The following is a 20,955-nucleotide window of genomic DNA, read 5'->3' as shown; positions in this document are numbered from 1 at the left end:
CATTTTTTGGCGAAGTATGCATCGAAGAGGAGATCTGCTTCGGTGGTCGAGACCGAGGCGACTTGGCGGACTGGCTCCGCCGCCGAAGGTGGTCCAACTTCGGCGCTGAAACCGGCCCAATCTCGAATTGCCGAATGGTGTGGATTCTGGCATTGAGGTGTCTGGATGTTTTAACGCGATAGATCCTGAGGGAGCCACCTCGACGAGGTGTGAAGTGATCTGCCGGTGCGGGTTCGTTACATACTCTTCAGGAAATTCAGCCCAAAGCGACCATAGTCTTGACCGTCGATATCGCCATCACCATCCGAATCAAGGGGGGCATCGTAGCCGGGATCGTCGAATGACTTCAAGAAACCCAGGCCGAACCGTCCGTAGTCCTGGCCATCAACGTCCCGATCGCCGTCGGTGTCTCCGAAGAAACGAAACAGTAGATCGGTCGCGTTGTCGCCGAATTGTTCATCGCGAAATAATTGCTGACCGTTACTCGATTGAACCTGCTGGGCAAAGATGTCTAATCGATAGTTTCCGTCTGCGAGAGAGTTTCCGAGTGATCCGGTGCCTTGACGAGCAATCGTGGAGACCCCATCAAACGTCAGTGTCGCGATCGTCTGCGTGCCTTGGTCGACCGCGGCAACTTGGATCGCGCCGACCGCCAAGCCGGAATCAAGATTGGTCAAACGGAAAGCAGTGGCGAGATCCGTGTGATCGACCAGGGCGTCAAACGTGACCACCAGCGACGTGATCTGAGATCGCGTCGACGATCCGTCATTGATCATCACGACAGGGTCAATCGCGCGAGCAAGGATTGCGTTCGCACCGACGAAGACATCAAGAATCGGTTCCGCGTCCGGATCGATCAGTTGCAGACTACTGGCGAGCGTTCCGCTGGTGATGATCTTTGCCACCTCCGCCGCCGCACCGATCCCCGCGCTCGGATCAACCGCCACGTCGATCGAAAACAGGACGACTCGCTCCCCTTCTGCGAGTTGCAAGACGTCGCCGAGCGATGCCGCCACTCCGTAGGCATTCGGCAACGCGAGCGAGGTCACATACTCATTCCCATTTTGAAAGGACGCGTTAGGATGGAAAGCCGACGTATCGCCCGCAAACGTCACACCGGGAACATCAACCATCAACGGTGCATTGAAACCGGCAATCGAGACCGGTCCCCCCACCGCTTCGGCGATGAAATCCAGCGTATACGTCCCCGCGCCATTGAGCTCCTGAACCACGCCGGTCAATTGGATCCCCGGCCCGGGCGGAGCCAGCACGGCGCCGCGAACAAAATTCGGCGGGTCGATCACCTCGATGCCCGTCCCGATGAATTGAATTCCCTGCGCATCGGCCCCCTCGGTGATCGGGATGGCGATTTCCAGCTCCGACGCGACGTCGACCGATGCTGAAACATCGACCACGATGCTGAACAGAACTGCCGTCTGTCCTTGGGCCAATGCAAGGCCGCTTGAACCTGATGCCGCGACGCCGAAGTGGTTGGCTTGGCTGAGCGGCGCAACATATTCATAGCTGAACGCTGGGTTGCGAACGAAATCGTCGATCGTTCCGCCAAACGTCACTCCGGGGACGTCGAAACGCAACGGCAGATTGAATCCGGCGATGGTCTGGTCCCCACCGATTGCCGTGATCGTAAAATCGAACGTGTAGGTCCCTGGCCCCGAATAGGTTTGACGACCACCGACCAGGTCCAGGATCACGGTCGGTGCATCCGACAATGACTCAGTCGGCGCCTCGGCCGCCGCAACAGTGGTGCTCGATCGCAACGCAATCGACTCGGTGGATGACGCTTCACCGGGATTCAGATCGGATAAAGACGCTCGTGCGATCGCGTTGATGACGAACAACGCATCGCGGGGCGTGATCTCGGCGTCTCGATTGACATCGTATTGCCAATCGGTGGTGCCGACGAACTCTGTTGCGATTCGGTTGATCACATGCAAGGCGTCCAAGGGCGAGACCGTTGAGCTGCCGTTGACATCCGTCCGCTCGATGATCGTCGCTTTCGCACGCTCAAACGCTTCGGCATCGATCCAATCCGGATCAATTGATTCGGTCATTCCCGGCACATCAAGCTTGATTGCATAGTTGGCTTCAAATCCGGCCAGGTCATCGATCGTGATGCCCCCGATGCCATCGTCATTGACATAACCGGGGGCGCCGCCCGGGATGCCGGACCAGTACGCAAACGTCGCGAGGTCTCTCAGGTCAACACTGCTGTTCCCGTCCCAATCGCCGCTCAAGACAAAGAATCGGTTTTGATCATCGGCGGTGAAGGCGAATGCCGACCCGCTCGTGACCTCCGGCGACAACTCCAACCTATAAGGCCCGTCGGGCAATTGCTTCGCATCGAGCAAGATCGTGATCACGGTTCCGGCCGCATCGAGCGAAACTTGGTCGACTCGCAACTCGATGACCGTTTCCGGATCACCGTCGTTGACGCCCCGGTTCGTCAGCGAGATTCCACCGTCGGGCAGTGCCGCGATCGGCGTTTGCAGTTCAATCACGATGTCACGGATTTGGTCGCGCTGTGTGTCCCAAGACGATGGCTGGGCGCCGCTCGGCAAGTCTGCGGGCTCCGTCGCAAGTGAATTCAGCAAAACGACCGGCGGGACAGGCACGACGATCCGCGCCGCCGACTCGATGGTGACATCTTGAATCGTCGCCAAATCCGCATCGGTAAACTGCAAGGCGGATGCGAACGGACCGTCGGTGATGATGCTGACGACATCCGCGGGAGTATCGAAGTTTGAATCGACCACCAGATCAATCGAGAACAGAATTTCACTTTGGCCCGCATCAAGTTGCAATCCCGGCCCCAAAGAACCGGCCACGCCGTAGACGCCGGGCGTCCCCAGTCCCGTCACGAATTCCAGATCGAACGAAGCGTTGGGCGCAAACGCCGTCTCGTCACCGGCAAAGCTGACGCCGGTCCCATCGACCAACAGCGGCGCGTTAAAGCCCGCGATCGAAACCGGCCCGCCGACCGCCTCGACAAACATGTCCAACGTGTAAGTTCCCGGCCCGTTGAACGTCTCGATTTCGCCAAACAATTTCACTCCGGCCGCGCCAGCGTCTTCGCCTTCGGCATCCACCATCAGCAACACCGGGGCTTCCCCTTCGGCGGGCGGACTCGGCTCTGGCGGCAAGAACGTGAACTGCCGGCTATTCGTCAGCAACACATCATTGGCAAAAACCGCTCCGGAACCATCGATATCTCGGAAGGCATCGTAGCCCACAGCACCGGCGAACGTGAATTGACTGGCGTTGACCGTCAGCACATCGGTGGCCAAGACACCGCCACTGCCATCGACATCACCCGGCAGCACGTTGAACCCAAAGATTGAATTGCCGCCGAGTGGATTGCCGGCCAGATCGACGATCGAATCCCCGATGCCCAACACGATGCGATCCGCCCCAAAGTCAGCGGCTCCGGCCAACTGAATCGTCAACAGGAACGGACCATCGCCTCCGCCGTTGGTATAGCTGGTCGTGACGCCAAACTCCGATGCGGTCTCATAGTTCGGCACATTGACACCGACCAGCGTCAGGTCGGCCGCATCAATGATGCCGTCTGATGCTTTTTGAATGTCTTCACTGAATTCGACAAAGAGCGTGTCCAGGCCGTTCCACGAGAGCGGCCGCAACGCAGTCGGTCCGGGAACTTCGGCGCCGCGCAGATTTTGCGGATCGACGGCCGACTTGAAACTCGTCGCCCAGCCAGATCCGGCGACGCGGACGTCCGTGACCAACGGAGCCACAACATCACCGGTCGGCGTGATGATGAAGTCCAGGTTGCCGATCGTATTTAATCCATCCAACGCAACGCGGTGCCCGCCGTCGACAAGCGTGTTCAGCAACACGTTAACCGTCGCCGTCGATTTTGGAATCGCGATGATATCGATGGTACCTTCGCCATTCGGCCCCGACGTATCATTATCAAAGTTCGCCAGCACGATCGGCGCCCGTTCAAAGACAGACGCTTGTGCGACGCCAAAACTTTCCAGCGGTTCAAACTGGACGACCAGCGGATCCGCTGTCGTGTCGGTGATGTTTCGAAAGACCGCCACGCCGCCGTCGGACAATCTTGTCGCAACGATGTCTAGGTCTCCATCGTTATCAATGTCGGCGACATCCATGCTGTCGATGCCCTTTTCGCCGGTCCCGATCGGATGGGCCGTTTCACGGATGACTGCACCGTCGGCGCGCCCTGCCAGGATCGACATCGTATTCTGGCTAACGTTCGCGACAGCCAGATCCGCGATGCCATCACCGTTGAAATCCCCGCTGACCATCTCCAGCGGTCCGCCCTCGACGGGTTCGCGATGTGATTCAGCAAACGCGTTTGCCCCGTTACCGGTGAACAACGTCGCATCACCGAAGGGAGAGTTGGGAAAGGTCGGCCCGTTGTGCAGCACGGCGATGTCGGCGTGTGTGTCTCCATTGAAATCATCGGAGACGATCGCCACGGGATCATCGCCGGGAACAGGAACGGGGGCGTGTGCGGTAAATGTTCCAACGCCATCATTGGTCAGGATCTGGAAAGACTCATTGATCTTGGCATAGATCGCCGGTGAAGCCTGCACCAGCTGCGAAGTTCCGAAGTTCACGACGGCGAGGTCAAGCGTATCGCCGGCATCAAAGTACCCGGAAGTGATGCTGATCGGATTTTCGCCAACGTCGACGGTCTGCCGCGAAGCGAATTGACCGGTGTCTTTGTCAAAGTCCAGCAGGATCAACACATTTCCCGTCGACTGTCCGACGATCGCGACATCCGTGCGGTCTGCCGCATCAGCGTTGAACTGGCCGACCACCATTTCCAGCGGCAACGAGGTTCCGGGCTGCGTGTCGGTCGGCCCCAGTGAGATGTTGATGTCGCTGGCCGGGAACGCTCCGTTTTGATCGTTCAATCGAATGGCAAGCTGGTTGCCGTCGCTGAGCAGCACCGCAAGGTCTTCAAAGCCATCCTGGTCAAAATCTGCATGCGTGGCGTCACTCGCCTTGCTGAACGCACTGACGCCGGTAAACAGACTCGATGTTTGAAGATCAAACGAATTACCGAGCGGAGTCACATGCTTCAGGTCCTCGCCCAACTTCGTCCGCACGGTCACGATCCGCGACCCCAAGTCGCTAATCTCAAAAGTCCCATCAGCCTCCGTGCGAACAATCGGCTCGTTCGCTCCGGTGGTATGCTTTCGGTCGCTATTGCCGTCCAGATAGATTGGAATATTCGAATGGACCGTGTCGACTGCCGCGTCAAAGAAACCATTGCCGTCCTTGTCTTCAAAAACACGTCCTGTAACAACCGAAGCACTCGACTGCCCGGTGGCCTGAGCCCGTCGGAACCCAAAGTCACGGTTGGTGATTGTGCCCCCGGCCGGAAGGAAAATGTCCCAAACGAAATCATCGCTGGCACCGGGAGCAACTTGCTCGTATCCGATGGGCGAAAGAGCGGCGATGGCGTAGGAGAGATGAGCGTCGGTGTTGGTAAATTCGTACCGTCCTTCCGCATCTGGATTCGCAAACGGCTCACCCTCATCCAGTTGCCGATTCAAGTTGAGATCGAGGAATACAGTGGTGTCGACGTCTAACGGCTCACCCTCGTCGTAAACACCGTTGGCGACCACATCCTCAAACACCCGACCGCTGATTACCCCCGGATCCGGAACCAGGCCAAATTTGAGTTCGGTAAAGAATTCACCAGCCTGAAGGTCGCGCGTGAGACCGGGTTCAGCGAGCGGGTTAAATACAATGAACAAATCAGTGATGTTGTTTGAATCTCCGGCCACTAGGTTGCTAGCGTACGAAGTAAAGGTCAGGTACCGTCCATCGGCGCTTATCACCGGATGCCGACTTGCGCCATTTCCTTCGACTCCCAGATCGCTGATGCTGACTCGTACAACCTTGCTTGTGCTTCGGTCATAAATGAAAATATCATCCTGACCATTTGAGATTCCCGGGACAAGGATGGATGAATCCGAATAGTAGGCCACATATCGGCCATCAGCGCTTATCGTGGGAGCATAGCTGCGATTTGCTTGGACTCCCACATCGTTGATGCTCACCGGTTCGATCGTCCTTGTGTTGCGATCGTAAACAAGAATGTGAGGGTTGCCGCTCGTGTCCTCCGGGATCAAGTTGCGCGAGTATGAGCGAAACGTCACGAACTGGCCGTTGGCGCTAATCGCCGGCGTATAGTTATTGCCATCCCCTTGGACTCCCGCATCGTTGACACTGATCCGTTCGATCGTATTGGTGCTGCGATCGTAAAGGAAAACGTCTTGCTTGCCGTTCGTGTCCTCTGGAACCAGATTGGTGGCGCGCGAAATGAACGTAACATACAGGCCATCGGCGCTTATTTTTGGGGAGAGGCTACTGTCATCTCCCTCGACTCCCGCATCGCTGATGCTGACTCGTTCGACCGTACCCGTGATTCGATCGTGGACGAAGATATCCGTTTGGCCGTTCGTATCCCCTGGAACTAGGTTGCTTGCCCTGGATTGAAATGCCACATACCGGCAATCGGCACTTATCGAGGGCGATCCGCTATAGTCATCCCCTTCGACTCCCGTGTCATTGAAACTGACCCGTTCGATCGTGCCCGTGCTGCGATCGTAGACGAAGATGTCAGTCGTGTTGTTCAAATCCCCAGCGACTAAATTGGTAGAATTCGAATCGAATGCGACATAGCGACCGTCGGCGCTTATCGTGGGAGCCGAGCTACTTGAATCCCCTTGGACTCCCGCAGCGTTGATGCTGACTCGTTCTATTGTGTTCGAGTTTCGGTCGTAAACGAAGACGTCTCCACTATTGTTCGTGTCTCCCGTAACGAGGTTCGTTGCGTTCGAAGAAAACGCTACGTACCGACCATCGGCGCTCATCGCACCTGAATTAATGCTGCTGTTCGCAAGTAACGGACCGTTGCGAATTAATTCGATCGGTGGAATGAAGACTGACCAGTGCGTTCCGGACTCAAGCGCGACGTTAAAGTTGAGCCGCTCTGGTTTCACTTCATGAAGGTTTAGGTTGCCTTCCGCATCCGAACGAACAACGCTTGACGATGTCGTACTTGTCACATTGACGTCGACGTTCGCGATCCCAGGTTCACCCGTGTCCAGGCGACCGTTTTGGTTGCGATCGAAATAAACAACTCCGCTTACCGACGCGTCCGTGGCCTCCACAGCCCCGATATCAGCCGGATCACGGCGCACTTGCCCCAATTGATCCGGAACGATGTTCCCCGACGAAACCGCGGCGTCGATCGCTGGATTGCCCTCGGACAAGCGGTGGACAGGTGGCAGGTCGTTAAAGCGAACAAGTGGAGCGATAAAATCGGTTTGAGTTGCTTCAGAAAAAACGTTGTTGAAAGATACAGGGGAAGAGTACACATCAAGATCCTGGGCAACCTGATTAGCAAAGAACAACGAGTTCTGCACTTGAACATTGCCGCGAACCGTGCTGCCCGAACTTAAATCGCCCGAAAACGCGATCGTTGTGTGTGAGACGTCGGTCACTGTCCCTTTCGCAGCAAAAGTATCAGACTGGATAGATTTCAAACTGCGATCGTAAACGAAGATGTCGTCTTCGCTGTTCGTGTCCCACGCAACCATGTTGGTCGCCCGCGAGGAAAAAGCCACATACCGGCCATCGGCGCTTATCGCGGGCGAAGAGCTAGAGTTTCCCCCTTGGACTCCCGCATTGCTGATGCTGACCCGTTCGATCGATCCCGTACTGCGATCGTAGGCGAAGACGTCGCTCGCGTTGTTGGTATCACCTGGAACCAAGTTGTCAGCATACGACTCAAACGTCACATGGCGACCATCGGCGCTTATCGCGGGCCCTCTGCTAGAGCCATAATTTCCTTGAACTCCCTCATCGCTGATGCTGACGAGTTCGATCTTGCCCGTCGTGCGCTCGTAAACAAAGATGTCCGGTTGCCCATTCGTGTCCTGTGGAACCAGGTTGTCAGCATACGACATGAACGTGACATACTGGCCATCACGGCTTATCGCGGGCCAACGGCTCGAGCCGTTGGCTTGGATTCCCGCATCGCTCATGCTGACCCGTTCGATCGTGCCCGTACTGCGATCGTGGACAAAGATGTCGGATTGGCCGTTCGTGTCACCTGGAACCAAGTTGTCAGCAGACGATTCAAACGCCACATATTGGCCATTGGCGCTTATTACGGGCGAATAAGAAATACTATTTGCTTGGATCCCCACGTCGCTGATGTTGATCATTTCGATCGTGCCGGTGCCGCGTTGGTAAACGAAGATGTCCGGCCTGTCGTTCGTGTCACCTGGAACCAGGTTGTCAGCATACGAATAGAAGGTGACGTACTGGCCATCGGCGCTTATCGAAGGATGATGGCTACTGTCATTCGCCTGGACTCCCGCATCGCTTAAATTGACCCGTTCAGTCGTGCCGGTACTGCGACTGTAAACGAAGATGTCCGATTGGCCGTTCGTGTCTCCCGGGACGAGGTTGCTTGCTTCCGATTCAAACGCCACAAACAGGCCATCGGGACTGATCGCGGGCCGAGTACTCAACCCATCCGCTTCGACTCCTGCATCACTGATACTGACTCGCTCGACCGTATCCGTACTACGATCGCGAACGAATATGTCAGCTTGATCGTTCGTGTCACCAGGGACCAAGTTGCTCGCGTCTGACTCAAACGCCACATACCCGCCGTCGTCGCTTATCGCGGGCCAATCACTGGGGCCGTTGGAAACTGTACCTACAGCAGCAAGGGTTTCAGGCTGGATATTGTCCAGACTGCGATCGTAAACAAAGATGTCTGACTTGCCGTTCAGGTCGCCCGGAGCAAGATTGCTTTTGTCTGAGTCAAACACTACATAGCGGCCATCGGCGCTTATCGCGGGCCGAGGATCACTGAGATATCCAAGGAGTCCCCCATCGCCAACGCTGACTTGTTCGAGGGTGCCGACGTTGCGATCGTATAGGAAGATGTCATTTGTTTCGTCCGTGTTGTCTGGGTCTAGGTAGCTTGCTTTTGAGTAAAACACTACAAGCTGACCATCACCGCTGATCGAAGGGGCATAACTTCTGGCATTCCCTTCGACTCCCGCATTGCTAATGCTAACCCGTTCGACCTTATCGGTGCTGCGATCGTAAACGAAGATGTCGTATTCGCCGTTCGTATCTCCCGCGACCAGGTTGCTCGCATTCGACGCAAACGCCACATACTGGCCATCGGCGCTGATCGCGGCCGAATTGCTAGTGTTATCTCCTTGGGCACCCGCATCGTTGGTGCTGATCCTTTCGATCGTGCTCGTGCTGCGATCGAAAACGAAGACGTCATGACGGTTATTCGTGTCTCCCGGGACAAAGTTTGTTGCGGACGAGGAAAATGCTACGTAGCGGCCATCGGCGCTTATAGAAGGCTTACTGCTATGGCCATTCCCGGTGCCTCCTGAATCCGTGACGCTGACCCGTTCGATCGTATCCGAGGTGCGATCGTAAACGAAAACGTCAGTTGTGAAGCTGCTATCAGCTGGGACCAAGTTTCCAGCTTGTGAATGAAACGCCACATACCGGCCATCGGCGCTTATCACGGGCGAACCGCTAAAGCTAGCCGCTTGGACTCCCGTTTCGCTGACATTGATCCGTTTTATCGTGCCGGTGTTGCGATCGTAGAGGAAGATGTCGCGCTCGTTATTCGTGTCCCCTGGGACGAGGTTGCTTGCGTCCGATTCAAACGCAACATACTGGCCGTCGGCGCTAATCACAGGTCGAGTGCTATTGCCATTCGGTTGGACTCCCGCGTCGCTGATACTGACTCGTTCGATCGTGCCCGTGACGCGATCCTGAACGAAAATATCCGTAAGGAAGACATTTACAAGATTGTTCGTGTCCCCCGGGACGAGGTTGTTTGCTTCCGACTCAAACGCCACATACCGGCCATCGGCGCTTATCGAAGGCGAAGTACTGGCGCCGTTAGCCCTCAAAAAACCGCTCGGGGGAAATTTTGCGATTGCACCGTGACCACCAATATTTGCAGAGAAGGTGGAGTTCTCGACGGAAACATCTACCGAGGTTCGCAAATAGAGGCCACCGCCGCGGTTTTGATCAAAGGTGCTGCGTTGCACGCTCCCTGTTGCCTCACCACTATAATAGACACCACCTCCGAAGTCGGCTTCGTTCTCCGTGATCCAAGACTGATGCAGATTAGCACTGCCACCCCAGACGGCGATTGCTCCGCCATAAGCTGGCTGAGAATCATTAGGTCCCAGGGCGACGTTTCCCCGGACAGTCACGCGTTGGAGTTCTAATTCGCCTACAGACAAAATTCCACCGCCTCCTTGTGTCGAAGGTGATTTCCCCCCTTGAATGGCCAATCTAGAAAGGCTGAGAGACCCCGCCCGATGAACCTTGAAACCGCGATCGATCAGCTGGGAGTCGACGATTGTCTCGTCGTTTGTATCACCGATGATTGAGACGTTTCCAGTGATATCGAAGTCTCCAGAATTCTCGTTGGACCAACCGCCGGGATTGTCGATGCCAAGCGACTCGAGAGCCGATCCAAAGATCGATGACGAATCAACGACCGGCGCGAGGTTGATGGTGTAGGTTCCCGATTTCAAAATGATCGTCCGCTCGGCGGGCGCCGCGGCATTGGCGGCGATGATCGTGCTACGAAGCGACCCTGGGCTCAACGAATCGAAAGAGGCCTCGACGTAAAGAATCGACGGATCATCCTCGATTTTGACGTTGAAGGCCCCAATCGGTCGGGACTCAACAAAACTGTCGCTCGTATCCGCTTTGACATTCCCTTCCACTGTCGAAATCAAGTACTCGCCATAGTCCATTGCATCCCAACGCGGTGCAAAATTAAGTGACCAGTCTTGAAGCGTTCCGCCCTCCGCGGCGGCAATGTCTTCGATCTCCAGTGTCCAGGAACCGGAAATCCCATCGGCGATCAGCGGCAGGATACTCTCTTCAGGACGAAACGTTCCGGTGAACGGGGCTGTTCCATCTGCGATCGAGGTCGCCGTGCCGTCATCGAATGTCGTATTCGTGAAGTTGTCTGCCGTACCACCTTTGCCGGACACCAAGACGGATCGCATTCCGTCAGGGGCGATTAGCGTGATGTTCAGATCCTGGTCTCGCGTGTGATCAATGTTCAACGAAACCGTGATGTCCGCGGGAACGCCCCAAATGTCGTCGATGTAGATTTGGGACGTGATTGTGTTCGCTATCGCACCGTCGATCACCACCGGAGTCGAGTTGGTGAATGTTCCTCCGCCGGGAGCTTCCATGATGTAGGTCGCGATCGCGCCCGTCGGCGTTGCGGCTTTGGTGCCCGGCTTGAGCGTCACCGGGATCTCATCGGCCGGTCCCCACTGACGCGTCACGATCACATCGTTGTCGTCGATCGAATCAAGGTCGATCCCGTCACGATGGCTGTACTCGACCGTGAACTCGGTCGTCCTTCCGCCTGTCGTCGTGATGTTCTCTTTGGCAATCACCACCGCCGATGGCGCAAACACATCGGCGCCGATCGCTTTCGCGACACTCAGGCGACCGCCGGTTGTGACGAGTGCGGATCCATTTGCGATTGGATCAACCGATGTCTCACTGAGTATCGCGGCATGAATTTCATCAACCGTCGCTTGCGGATACGCCGACCAGACCAACGCGGCAGCACCGGCGACATGGGGCGATGCCATGCTGGTTCCGTTGGCGGTTCCGTAACCTCCGCCCTTGAGCGTGCTGCGGATGCCTGTCCCGGGTGCTGCGATGTCGACCGATGTGCCGCCGTAGTTGCTGAAGGTGGCCAGGTGATCGTCCGGCGTGGCGGCCGCAACCGCGATCACGTTGTCGGCTTCGTAGCTGGCCGGATAAAACGGCGTTTGGTCGTTGTCGACGCCGTTGCCGAAGATGTCACCGTTGCCCGCCGCCGCGACGAACAAGATGCCGGCATCGCCCAACTCACCGATCGCCGCCTCGAACGCCGGCTCATATCCGCCCGGCTGGCCCCAACTGTTGTTCAAGACGCGAACGTTTGCGCCTTCGGTCGTACGATTGTTGTCGTCGACTTCGAGACGACCACGCATCATTTTGGCGTAGTTCACCGCGCGCAACCCCGCGCCCGCGTCGCTGCGGTTGTCGTTGTCCAGAATCCGCAGCGGCATCAACGAGGTCTGCCAATTGACGCCAACCACGCCGATGTGGTTATTGCCCACCGCGCCAATCGTGCCCGCCACATGCGTTCCGTGACCGAGAACATCATCGGGCTCGTTCGGCGGAAACGGATCGTCTTCTCCGCTGCGGAAATTGACGCCAAACAGATCGTCAAAGAACCCGTTCCCGTCCGTGTCGCGTCCGTCCGACCAATCCGTGTCGGCGAGCAAGTCCAACGCATCGATCCGACCGTTCACACTATCGCGCTTCCCCGCGAGGTCCTGCACGTAATCCGCGTTCAGGCCGGTGGCGTAGGGCGTCGCCGTCGTGAGCTGTTCCTCGGTGGCCAAGTCCCCCGACACGAAGTTGCCGCCGCCATCGGTGACCACTGTCGAAGCGACATAGATCGAACCGTCGATCACCTGCAAGTTGTTCAGGTCATAAAACGTGATCAGCCCGTCGCCGTCGATGTCTTGCAATGCACTCAGCGTGGCCGGGATCTCCCCCTGGTTGATCCAGATGTTCAGATACAGATCGGGGTGATCCAGATCGATCCCCGAGTCGATCACCCCAACAACGGTCTGCATGCTGCCAGTTGATTCGTCCCAGGCCGCTTCGGCGCCGATGGTTGTCAGGCCTGTGAGTAGTCCCGGCGTGTAGTCTGAGTCGTTCGGCGTCGTCGCTTGGCCGGTGATGATGGAATTCAGACTGAGCGATTCGACGGCATCGTTACGCTCCAAGCTCGCTTCGATGTCCGATGCCGTGACGCCCTCGCCACGCACCAAGACCAGTCCTTCGGCGCCGAGCCCCGCGATGATCGTGAACTCGATCGTGCCGTCGTCCAATTGTTGATCAGCGGTCTGCAGCACGTGGATGCGACTGGCCGCCGAGCCGGTCAGTTGCAGGATCCATTCGCCGGCGGCCAGTTCTCGCGGACCTTGGAAGCCATCCGGATAAACGGCATCGACCGCGGCGAGCGATTCGAACTCGATCCGTGGGACCTCGTCGAAGGACTCGAACCACGTGATCGGGGCCGGCGATTCAAGCGGCGGCTGATCCGCGGTGCCGCCGAAATCGCCGGCCAGCAGGTAACGCGATTCGAGCTGCTCGAGATGCAATCGCAACTGCTGGCGTTTGCCGATTTTTGCGTGCCTAGAAGTGCGAAGAGATCGACAACGCTTCTCGAAAGCGTGCGAAGTGGGGTAATCATTGCCCATCGATGGCGTACCTACCAAAAAACCAATCACTAGTCAGATGCGACTCCGCACATCACCAACGACAGGCTTGGGTGCCGACCGAACCCCTCAGCGGAAGCGGAAGATGGGATCATAAAACAAATGGCTCACCGATGCGAGAATCGATGCCGTGATTTGCGTTGTTTTTGTGGAAAACTGAAACGGACTTGGCTCCCGCCGTTCTTCATCTCCCTTCCTCCATTTTCCTACCAACTTCTCTGCTACTGGTCCGGTTGAAACGAAGACTTCTGTCAAGCGTTTGGTTCGCTGTTGCAAAACAACTTGATACCGGTCTCTGCGGCAAGCTCGCCCTCACCGTCTGAAGTAATCGATTCGAAAAACTCGTCGACCGAGCCTGGGTCCAACGTCGGCGGTGCCGCGGGCGATTCTGGCGGCAAAAACGTGAACTGGCGACCGTTGGCCAGCAAGACATCGTTGGCAAAGACCGCTCCCGAGCCATCGATATCTCGGAAGGCGTCGTAGCCCACCGCGCCGGCGAACGTGAATTGACTGGCGTTGACCATTAGCACATCGTTGGCCAAGACACCGCCACTGCCATCGACATCACCCGGCAACACGTTGAACCCAAAGATTGAATTGCCGCCGAGTGGATTGCCGGCCAGATCGACGATCGAATCGCTCAATCCCAACACGATGCGATCCGCTTCAAAATTTGCAGACCCCGCCAACTGAATCGTCAACAGGAACGGACCATCGCCTCCTCCATCGGTATAGCTGGTCGTGATACCAATGCCCGACGCGGACTTGTAGTCCGGGACATTGGCACCAACCAACGTCAAGTCGGCCGCGTCAATGATGCCGTCGGTGGCTTTTTGAATGTCTTCACTGAACTCGACAAAGAGCGTGTCCAGGCCGTGCCACGAGAGCGGCCGTAAGGGAGACGGTCCGGGAACGATGGCGCCGCGCAAATTTTGCGGATCGACGGCCGACTTGAAACTCGTCGCCCATCCGGACGCGGCGATCCGCACGTCTGTCACGGACGGTGGCACCACATCACCGGTCGGTGTAATGATGAAGTCCAAGTCGCTGATCGTGTTCAAACCATCCAGTGCAACCCGGTGGCCACCGTCGACCAGGGAATTCATCATGACGTTGACCGTCGCGGTCGATTTTGGAATCGCGACGATGTCGACCGTGCCTTCGCCGCCCGGCCCCGATACATCGTTGTCAAAGTTTGCCAGCACGATTGGCGCCCGTTCAAAGACAGACGCCTGGGCGACGCCGAAGCTCTCCAGTGGCTCAAATTGAATGTGAACCGGATCCGCTGTCGTGTCGGTGATGTTTCGGAAGATGGACACGCCGCCATCGGACAGTCTTGTGGCGACGATGTCCAAGTCCCCGTCGTTGTCGATGTCGGCCACGTCCATGCTGTCGATGCCTTTTTCACCGGTGCCGATCGGGTGTGCCGTTTCGCGAATGATCACCCCGTCGGCGCGACCAGCCAAGATCGACAGCGTATTCTGGCTGACGTTGGCGACAGCCAAATCCGCGATGCCATCCAAATTAAAATCGCTGGGCGTCGCTGCACTGGCGGTATCAAACGCAACCACACCCGAGAACAGGCGAGACGTTTCCAGATCAAACGAATTCCCTAGCGGCGTTGTATGCACGAAACGGTCGTTTAAGCTGGTTCGCAGTGTGACGATCTGAGAACTCAAACCGTCGATTGCAAACGTTCCATCCGCATTTGTGAGAGTGATTGGTTCATCTGACCCGATGTTGTGCCGACGGTTGTTGTTGGCATCGAGGTAGATGGGGACATTTCCATGCGAAACCTCAATTCCTTGCTCAAACAGACCGCTACCGTTCGTGTCCTCAAACAGGCGTCCACTCACTATTGACGACGTCGACTGCCCCGTCGCCTGCACCCGCCGAAACCCGAAATTGCGATTGGTGACGTCGCCTCCGGCGGGCAAGAAGATTTCCCATTCGAAATTGCCGTCTGCATCGGGAGCGACTTGCTGAAATCCGGTCGGGAGCGTCGCTAAGATTGAATACGAGACGTGGGCATCCATTTCAACAAACTCATACAACCCCTCGGCATTTAGGGTCGCGGTGGGCTCGCCCACATCAATTTGTTGATTGAAGTTCAGGTCCAGGAAAACGATTGTGTTCATTCCCACCGGTTCTCCAGGGTCATAGACCCCATTTGCCACAACATCTTGGTAGATCCTTCCGCTGATTCTGCCAGGATCGGGCACGACTCCAAGATCGAGATCGGCACCGTGACCGTCAACGCCGACGGAAGGCCCGATAGGTCGTCCACCCAAATCTGTGACGAGACCGTATTGGGGTCATCGCTTTGAATCACCATATTGGTCGAGTTGGTGAACGAGCCGCCGCCGGGAGCCTCGATGACGTAGGTTGCGACCGCACCGTCTGCGGTCGCCGACTTTGACCCCGGTTTGTAGGTTACGGGAATCGCGTCGGCCGGTCCCCACTGTCGCGTGACGATGACGTCGTTGTCATCAATCGAATCCAAATCGATTCCGTCCCGGTGGCGGTATCTGACCGTGAATTCGGTCGACTTCCCGCCGCTGGTCGCAATGCTCTACTTTTGTGTGACCCGGGCGGAAGGAGCAAAGACATCGGCGGCGATCGCACCGGAAGCACTCAGGCGTCCACCGCTGGAGACCAACTGATCACCGTTTTCGAGTGGTTCGACAGATGCGGCGTCTAGCAGGGCCGCGCGGATTTCGCCGACCGCCCCTTGAGGTTGTGAGGACCAAATCAACGCAGCGGCGCCGGCGACGTGCGGCGTGGCCATGCTGGTTCCGTTTGCCGTCCCGTAGCCGCCGCCTTTGAGTGTGCTGCGTATGCCAGTGCCCGGTGCGGCGATGTCAACAGTCGTGCGGCCGTAGTTGGAAAAGGTTGCGAGCCCGCCGACGAGAGTGGATGCCGCGACCGCGATGACGTTGTCGACGTCGTCGCTGGACGGGTAGGGCGTCTCGTTCGTCAATTGCTCCGCGGTGGCAAGATCGCCCGCAAGCAGATTGCCATCACCATCAAGGGTAACGGTCGAGGCGACATAGATCACACCATCGATCACACGCAGGTTATTGAGGTCATAAAAGGTGATCAGCCCATCGCCGTCAATATCCTGCGCGCCAAGGTCGGCCGGGATCTCGCCCTGGTTGATCCAGATGTTCAGAAACAGATCACGATGATCGAGATCGATGCCGGAATCGACCACACCGACAACTGTTTGCATGCTCCCGATGGACTGGTCCCAGGCCGCTTCGGCGCCGATTTGCGTCAATCCTTCTAGCAGCCCCGGTACATACTCGGAATCATTCGGCTGTGTTGCCTGTCCGGTAATCATCGAGTTCAAGCTGTACGACCCGACGGATTCGTTTCGGCTCAGGCTCGATTCAACGTCCGCCGAACTCACTCCCTGTCCACGGACCAACATCAATCCTTCTGAGCCCAAGCCCGCGATGACGGTGAAGTCATTGAAGCCGTCGTCGAGGTATGAGTCCACGGCTTGCAGATTGCAACACGCCGTGAAGTGGATTCCTCAAGCTGGATATTCCACTCGCCGGCCGCGAGTTCATGCGGACCCTGGAAGCCCGCCGGGTAAATCGGATCCTCGTCGGCCAGGGACTCTTAGCTGACTCGCGGAACGTCGTCGTAGGATTCGAACCAGGTGATCGGCGCGGGGGAGGGGATGTCAGCGGCGAGTAGGTAGCGGGATTCGAGTTGCTCGAGCCGCAGTCGTAGCTGGTGCCGCTTGGCCAATCGGTTTCGGAACGCTCGGGTCCAGCGGGAGCTGTGGGAGTGATTCATTGGGTCGCAATGGGGCGGGTTGATCGTGGAGTATGAATCGTTTGCGGAGGATGGACGGTGATGGTGGTGGGGGAGGCGATGGGAGGTGGCAGAATGATGGGTGGAGCGTGTGAATTCCCCCTCACCCCAGCAGAACACTGTGCGTGTTTGTGCGGTTGAAAGTCATGACCTGTCTTTGTTTGATGCGACTAGGGTTGCGGTGGTGGGCCGTTGAGGACGATGTAGCCGGTTTGAAAGATGGCGGCGAGGATGCGGGTTCCGTCGGGCGAGAATCTCAATTCGCTGATCCAGGGAGCTTCCGGGGCAATGTCCAGGTCTCGCCATCGGTCGAGCAGGTCGACCCGGCACAGCAGTCGGCCCGTCTCGACATGGCTGAATGCGAGTTGGCTTTCTTTGTCACCGCTGACGATGGTTTTCCCGTCAGGCGAAAAGGCGATCGATTCGATCTTGCTCTGGTGGGCGTAGATCACGTGTCGCAAGCTACCGTCGGCGACATTCCAAACTCGAATGGTTCGGTCATCGCTGGCGCTAGCCAACACCCGGCCGTCGGGGCTGAAGGCGAAACTGTCGACCGAGTTTTGATGACCGGGAATCCGCATCGGTTCGGTTTCGCGCTTCCCCGAGTCAGATGAACTGCCCAGGTCAAACAGGTAGATGTCGTTTTGGACCGCCGCGGCGATCAACAGCTCGGTCGGTGAAACGGCAACCGATTTGCATAGGTCTTCGAAGTGATGCAAGACGACGGGCTCAAGACTTTCGGGCGCCCAGCGGATCACTTGGCCGTCTTGGCCGCACGAAATCAGCGAGCCATCGTGGGGCAAGTAGGTCAACGCGTGCACAGGTCCTTCGTGCTCGTGGAACTCGCTTTCGATCTGCCGTGATTCGGCATCCCAGATTCGTATCGTGCCCTATTCGTGCCCGGTCGCGATTTTGGAGCCGTCTTGTGAAAGGGCGATCGACTGGATCCAATCGGGAAGCACTTCGCTTTCCTGCTTGCGACCCGTTTCCAGGTCCCAAAACACCAACTGCTTTTCCCCGGTGACGACCAGACGGTGGTCATCGATCCAGACGGCTTGCGGTTCCAGACGATTCGACCCCGTGGGATAGCGATGGATGGATTGTGCCGTCCAGGTCCGCAACGTGCCGTCGCGACAACCGGTCACCAAGGTTTCGCCATCGGGAGAAAAGTCCAACGACCAGATCCGATCGTCATGGGCAGCAAACGCGTCGGGCCAATTCGAAATTCGCGTGTTGTCGGATTCCGTTTTGTCAACGTTTTCCTTCGGCGGACCGTCACGTCGAATCCTCCAAGTCCGCACGACGCCCGATTTGTCCGAGGATGCGATCAGGTTCCCGTCGGGATGAAACGCGATGTCCTGGACGTCATCCAAATGGCCTCGAAAGCGCTCAAGCACTTCACCCGTTTCCGCATCCCACAACGTGATTTGGTGGTCACTCCTTCCGCCTGCGATCCATCGGCCGTCGGGTGAGAATTGCAAACAGCGGATGAACCCGCTCGGCCCGATCTCCAGCGAGCAAATCACCTCGCGAGTCTTCAGGTCATACACCCGCGCCGTCTTGTACTGGTCGGCAGCGACGCAGCGAGTTCGGTCGGGCGAGCAAGCCAGTCGACTTTTGATGCCGTGGTGGGGGAATGTCGCATAGCCGCGGAGGCGATCGATGATTTCCAAGCTGGACGGATCCCAAAGTTTGACGTCCGGTTCTTCGCCCGACGAGAGGATCAACTGGCCATCGAGGGCATACCAAACGCGATTGACGTGTCCTTCGTCGGCCTTGACGTGGCGAATTTTTTCCCCCGATTCAATCTCCCAAAACCGCAGGAAATGATCATCACCGGCCGAGGCCAGGATTTTGCCGTTCGGGGAAAGGTCGATGTCGTTGGTGAAAGAGCCATGGCCCTTGAGGGTGCGGACGGGCTGAAAAGATTGGGCATCGTAAATCCCGATCTTGCCGTTGTAGTGGCCGCTGACCAAGTAACCGTCGTCACTCGTGAACCGAGTCAAACAGACTCCGCTTCCCGCTGTCTTCAGGGATTGATAGTCGACGACACCCAAGCCGCGCAGGAACCACCATTCGAACCCTCTCAGATCGACAGCTTCCGTTGCAGGACGATGACGATCCAATTGGTCGACGAAGCTGCGAAGATCACCATCTTGCAGCGACTGTCCTGCCAAGCGGATGTCGGAGGCATAAACCAGTTGTCTTGAAAATCGCTCTCGCTGCTCGGCCAATCCGCGCAGACGCCGTTGTTCGGCTTCCGCCGCCTCGGCGAGACGTAAAGCTGTTTGTGTTCGCTGCTGTTCTTGCGCCACCGCTTCCAGTCGATCTTCGGCAAGTTGCTCTGCGAGCGTCGCGCGAACCGCTTGCCAAGTTGCCAGCGCGGCACCACCGGCCAAGGAAGCGATCAACACCATTGAGAAAGCGAGCGCGGCACGGTGGCGACTGGCAAATTTGGAAACTCGGTAAAGCTGTGTCGGTGGTCCGGCGGAGACCGGTTCACGTGCCAGGTAGCGTTTGACATCGTCGGCCAAGGCGTCCACCGTCGGATAACGGCGATCCGGATCCTTTTCGATCGCCTTCATCGCGATCCAATCCAAATCGCCCTTGAGTGGATTCGCACCCAAGCATTTCGATTCGGCGTGAGTGCTCGGTTTGCGAGCTTCTTCCTCGCTCAGGATACGCCTCAACTCTGCCAAGTCGACGCGAAACGCTCTCAAGCGATGAAACGGCGTCTGACCACAAAGCAACTCATAGAGAACGACTCCCAGGGAATAGACGTCCGTCCTGGTATCGATGTCCGCAGGACACTCGGCCTGCTCGGGGCTGATGTAAAGGGGGGTGCCGATCAGTTGATCGAGCCGAGTCACCGCGGTTTGGTTCTCGTCCTCTGTTTCGAGGGCCTTGGCGACACCGAAGTCGATCACCTTCGCAGTCGGTTTTCCGTCGACCTCAGTGACAAGGATGTTCGATGGTTTTAGATCTCGATGAAGGATGCCTTTTTGATGCGCGTGCTGAACGGCGTAGCAGGCATCGCAGAACAGTTTTAGACGCTGCTCAAGGCTTAATTGGGCATGATCGCAATGATCCGTAATCGGCAACCCTTCGACGCGTTCCATCACAAAATAGGGTCGACCGGCGTCCGTGCTGCCGACGTCAAAAAACTTTGCGATGTTGGGGTGATTCATCAACGCCAAGGTCTGACGCTCGGTATCGAATCGACGCAGCACTTCGCGGGTGTCCATCCCAGGTTTGATGACCTTGATGGCGACACGACGCCGGACGGGGACGAATTGATCGGCGTCATAGACGACGCCATAACCGCCTTCTCCTAGGATCGAACCGATCGTGAATTGGCCAATCGTGGATCCCGGTGTCAGTCGCGAATGGATGTCCAAGAAAAAGTCCGGATCGTCACCACTGGTGAGGCCGTTGGCATGATCGATGAAAAAACTGCCCGCCATCTGATGGGCCCGAAGCAATTCACCAATTTCCCGACGGAGGTCTGCTTCATTGCCGCATTCTTGATTGATAAAGCGTTTTCGCTTCGCAGCGGAATCGATCTCGATCGCCATCGAGAAGATTTCTTGGATCCTTCTGTCTGGCATGCTTTGGGCGGATCGCTCGCGGGTCATGGATTCTTCGGCAGGATCAATTTTTGGTAGGAGATCGACGTGCAGAAGACGCCTTCAGTGGTTCAATGCTCCGTTTGATGTACCGGGGTGCCACGAAAACA

The 20,955-nt window shown here is 57.1% G+C and carries 7 protein-coding genes; all 7 read right to left on the bottom strand.

Going from position 1 to position 20,955, the window contains the following annotated elements; all coding sequences use genetic code 11:
• Window positions 1–236: 236 nt before the first annotated feature.
• The 7 genes from Enr13x_RS10325 to Enr13x_RS10295 all read right to left on the bottom strand — a co-directional run bounded on the left by Enr13x_RS10325 (window position 237) and on the right by Enr13x_RS10295 (window position 20,794).
• A complete protein-coding gene (locus Enr13x_RS10325) occupies window positions 237–13,283 on the bottom strand; it encodes a S8 family serine peptidase (protein WP_197455925.1) in 13,047 nt (4,348 codons plus the stop codon).
• 362 nt (window positions 13,284–13,645) lie between these two features.
• Window positions 13,646–15,532 (bottom strand): FG-GAP repeat domain-containing protein, encoded by a 1,887-nt coding sequence (locus Enr13x_RS10320; RefSeq protein ID WP_145385988.1) that lies wholly within the window; start codon window positions 15,530–15,532, stop codon window positions 13,646–13,648.
• Window positions 15,529–15,897, bottom strand: a complete 369-nt coding sequence (locus Enr13x_RS10315) for a hypothetical protein (RefSeq protein WP_145385987.1) — start codon at window positions 15,895–15,897, stop codon at window positions 15,529–15,531. The genes Enr13x_RS10320 and Enr13x_RS10315 overlap by 4 nt, the downstream gene beginning before the upstream one ends.
• A gap of 69 nt (window positions 15,898–15,966) precedes the next feature.
• A complete protein-coding gene (locus Enr13x_RS10310) occupies window positions 15,967–16,896 on the bottom strand; it encodes a S8 family serine peptidase (RefSeq protein WP_315857028.1) in 930 nt (309 codons plus the stop codon).
• Between the two features lie 125 nt (window positions 16,897–17,021).
• A complete protein-coding gene (locus Enr13x_RS10305) occupies window positions 17,022–17,201 on the bottom strand; it encodes an LEPR-XLL domain-containing protein (RefSeq protein ID WP_145385986.1) in 180 nt (59 codons plus the stop codon).
• 188 nt (window positions 17,202–17,389) lie between these two features.
• Window positions 17,390–18,073, bottom strand: coding sequence for a WD40 repeat domain-containing protein (locus tag Enr13x_RS10300; RefSeq protein WP_390621103.1), 684 nt, complete (start codon window positions 18,071–18,073; stop codon window positions 17,390–17,392).
• A 36-nt stretch (window positions 18,074–18,109) separates the two neighbouring features.
• Window positions 18,110–20,794: a protein kinase domain-containing protein gene (locus Enr13x_RS10295; RefSeq protein WP_197455924.1), complete on the bottom strand. Its 2,685-nt coding sequence runs from the start codon at window positions 20,792–20,794 to the stop codon at window positions 18,110–18,112.
• Window positions 20,795–20,955 lie beyond the last annotated feature (161 nt).

Origin of the sequence: Stieleria neptunia (genome assembly GCF_007754155.1) — a bacterium.
In the GTDB taxonomy this organism is placed as follows: domain Bacteria; phylum Planctomycetota; class Planctomycetia; order Pirellulales; family Pirellulaceae; genus Stieleria; species Stieleria neptunia.
This window is presented reverse-complemented; position numbering and strand designations above follow the sequence as displayed.

Bases quoted from the DNA above. Each gene is read 5' to 3' on its own strand.
- Enr13x_RS10320 (WP_145385988.1), bottom strand. From the start codon at position 15,532: ATGAACACAATCGTTTTCCTGGACCTGAACTTCAATCAACAAATTGAT.
- Enr13x_RS10305 (WP_145385986.1), bottom strand. From the start codon at position 17,201: ATGAATCACTCCCACAGCTCCCGCTGGACCCGAGCGTTCCGAAACCGA.
- Enr13x_RS10295 (WP_197455924.1), bottom strand. From the start codon at position 20,794: ATGGCGATCGAGATCGATTCCGCTGCGAAGCGAAAACGCTTTATCAAT.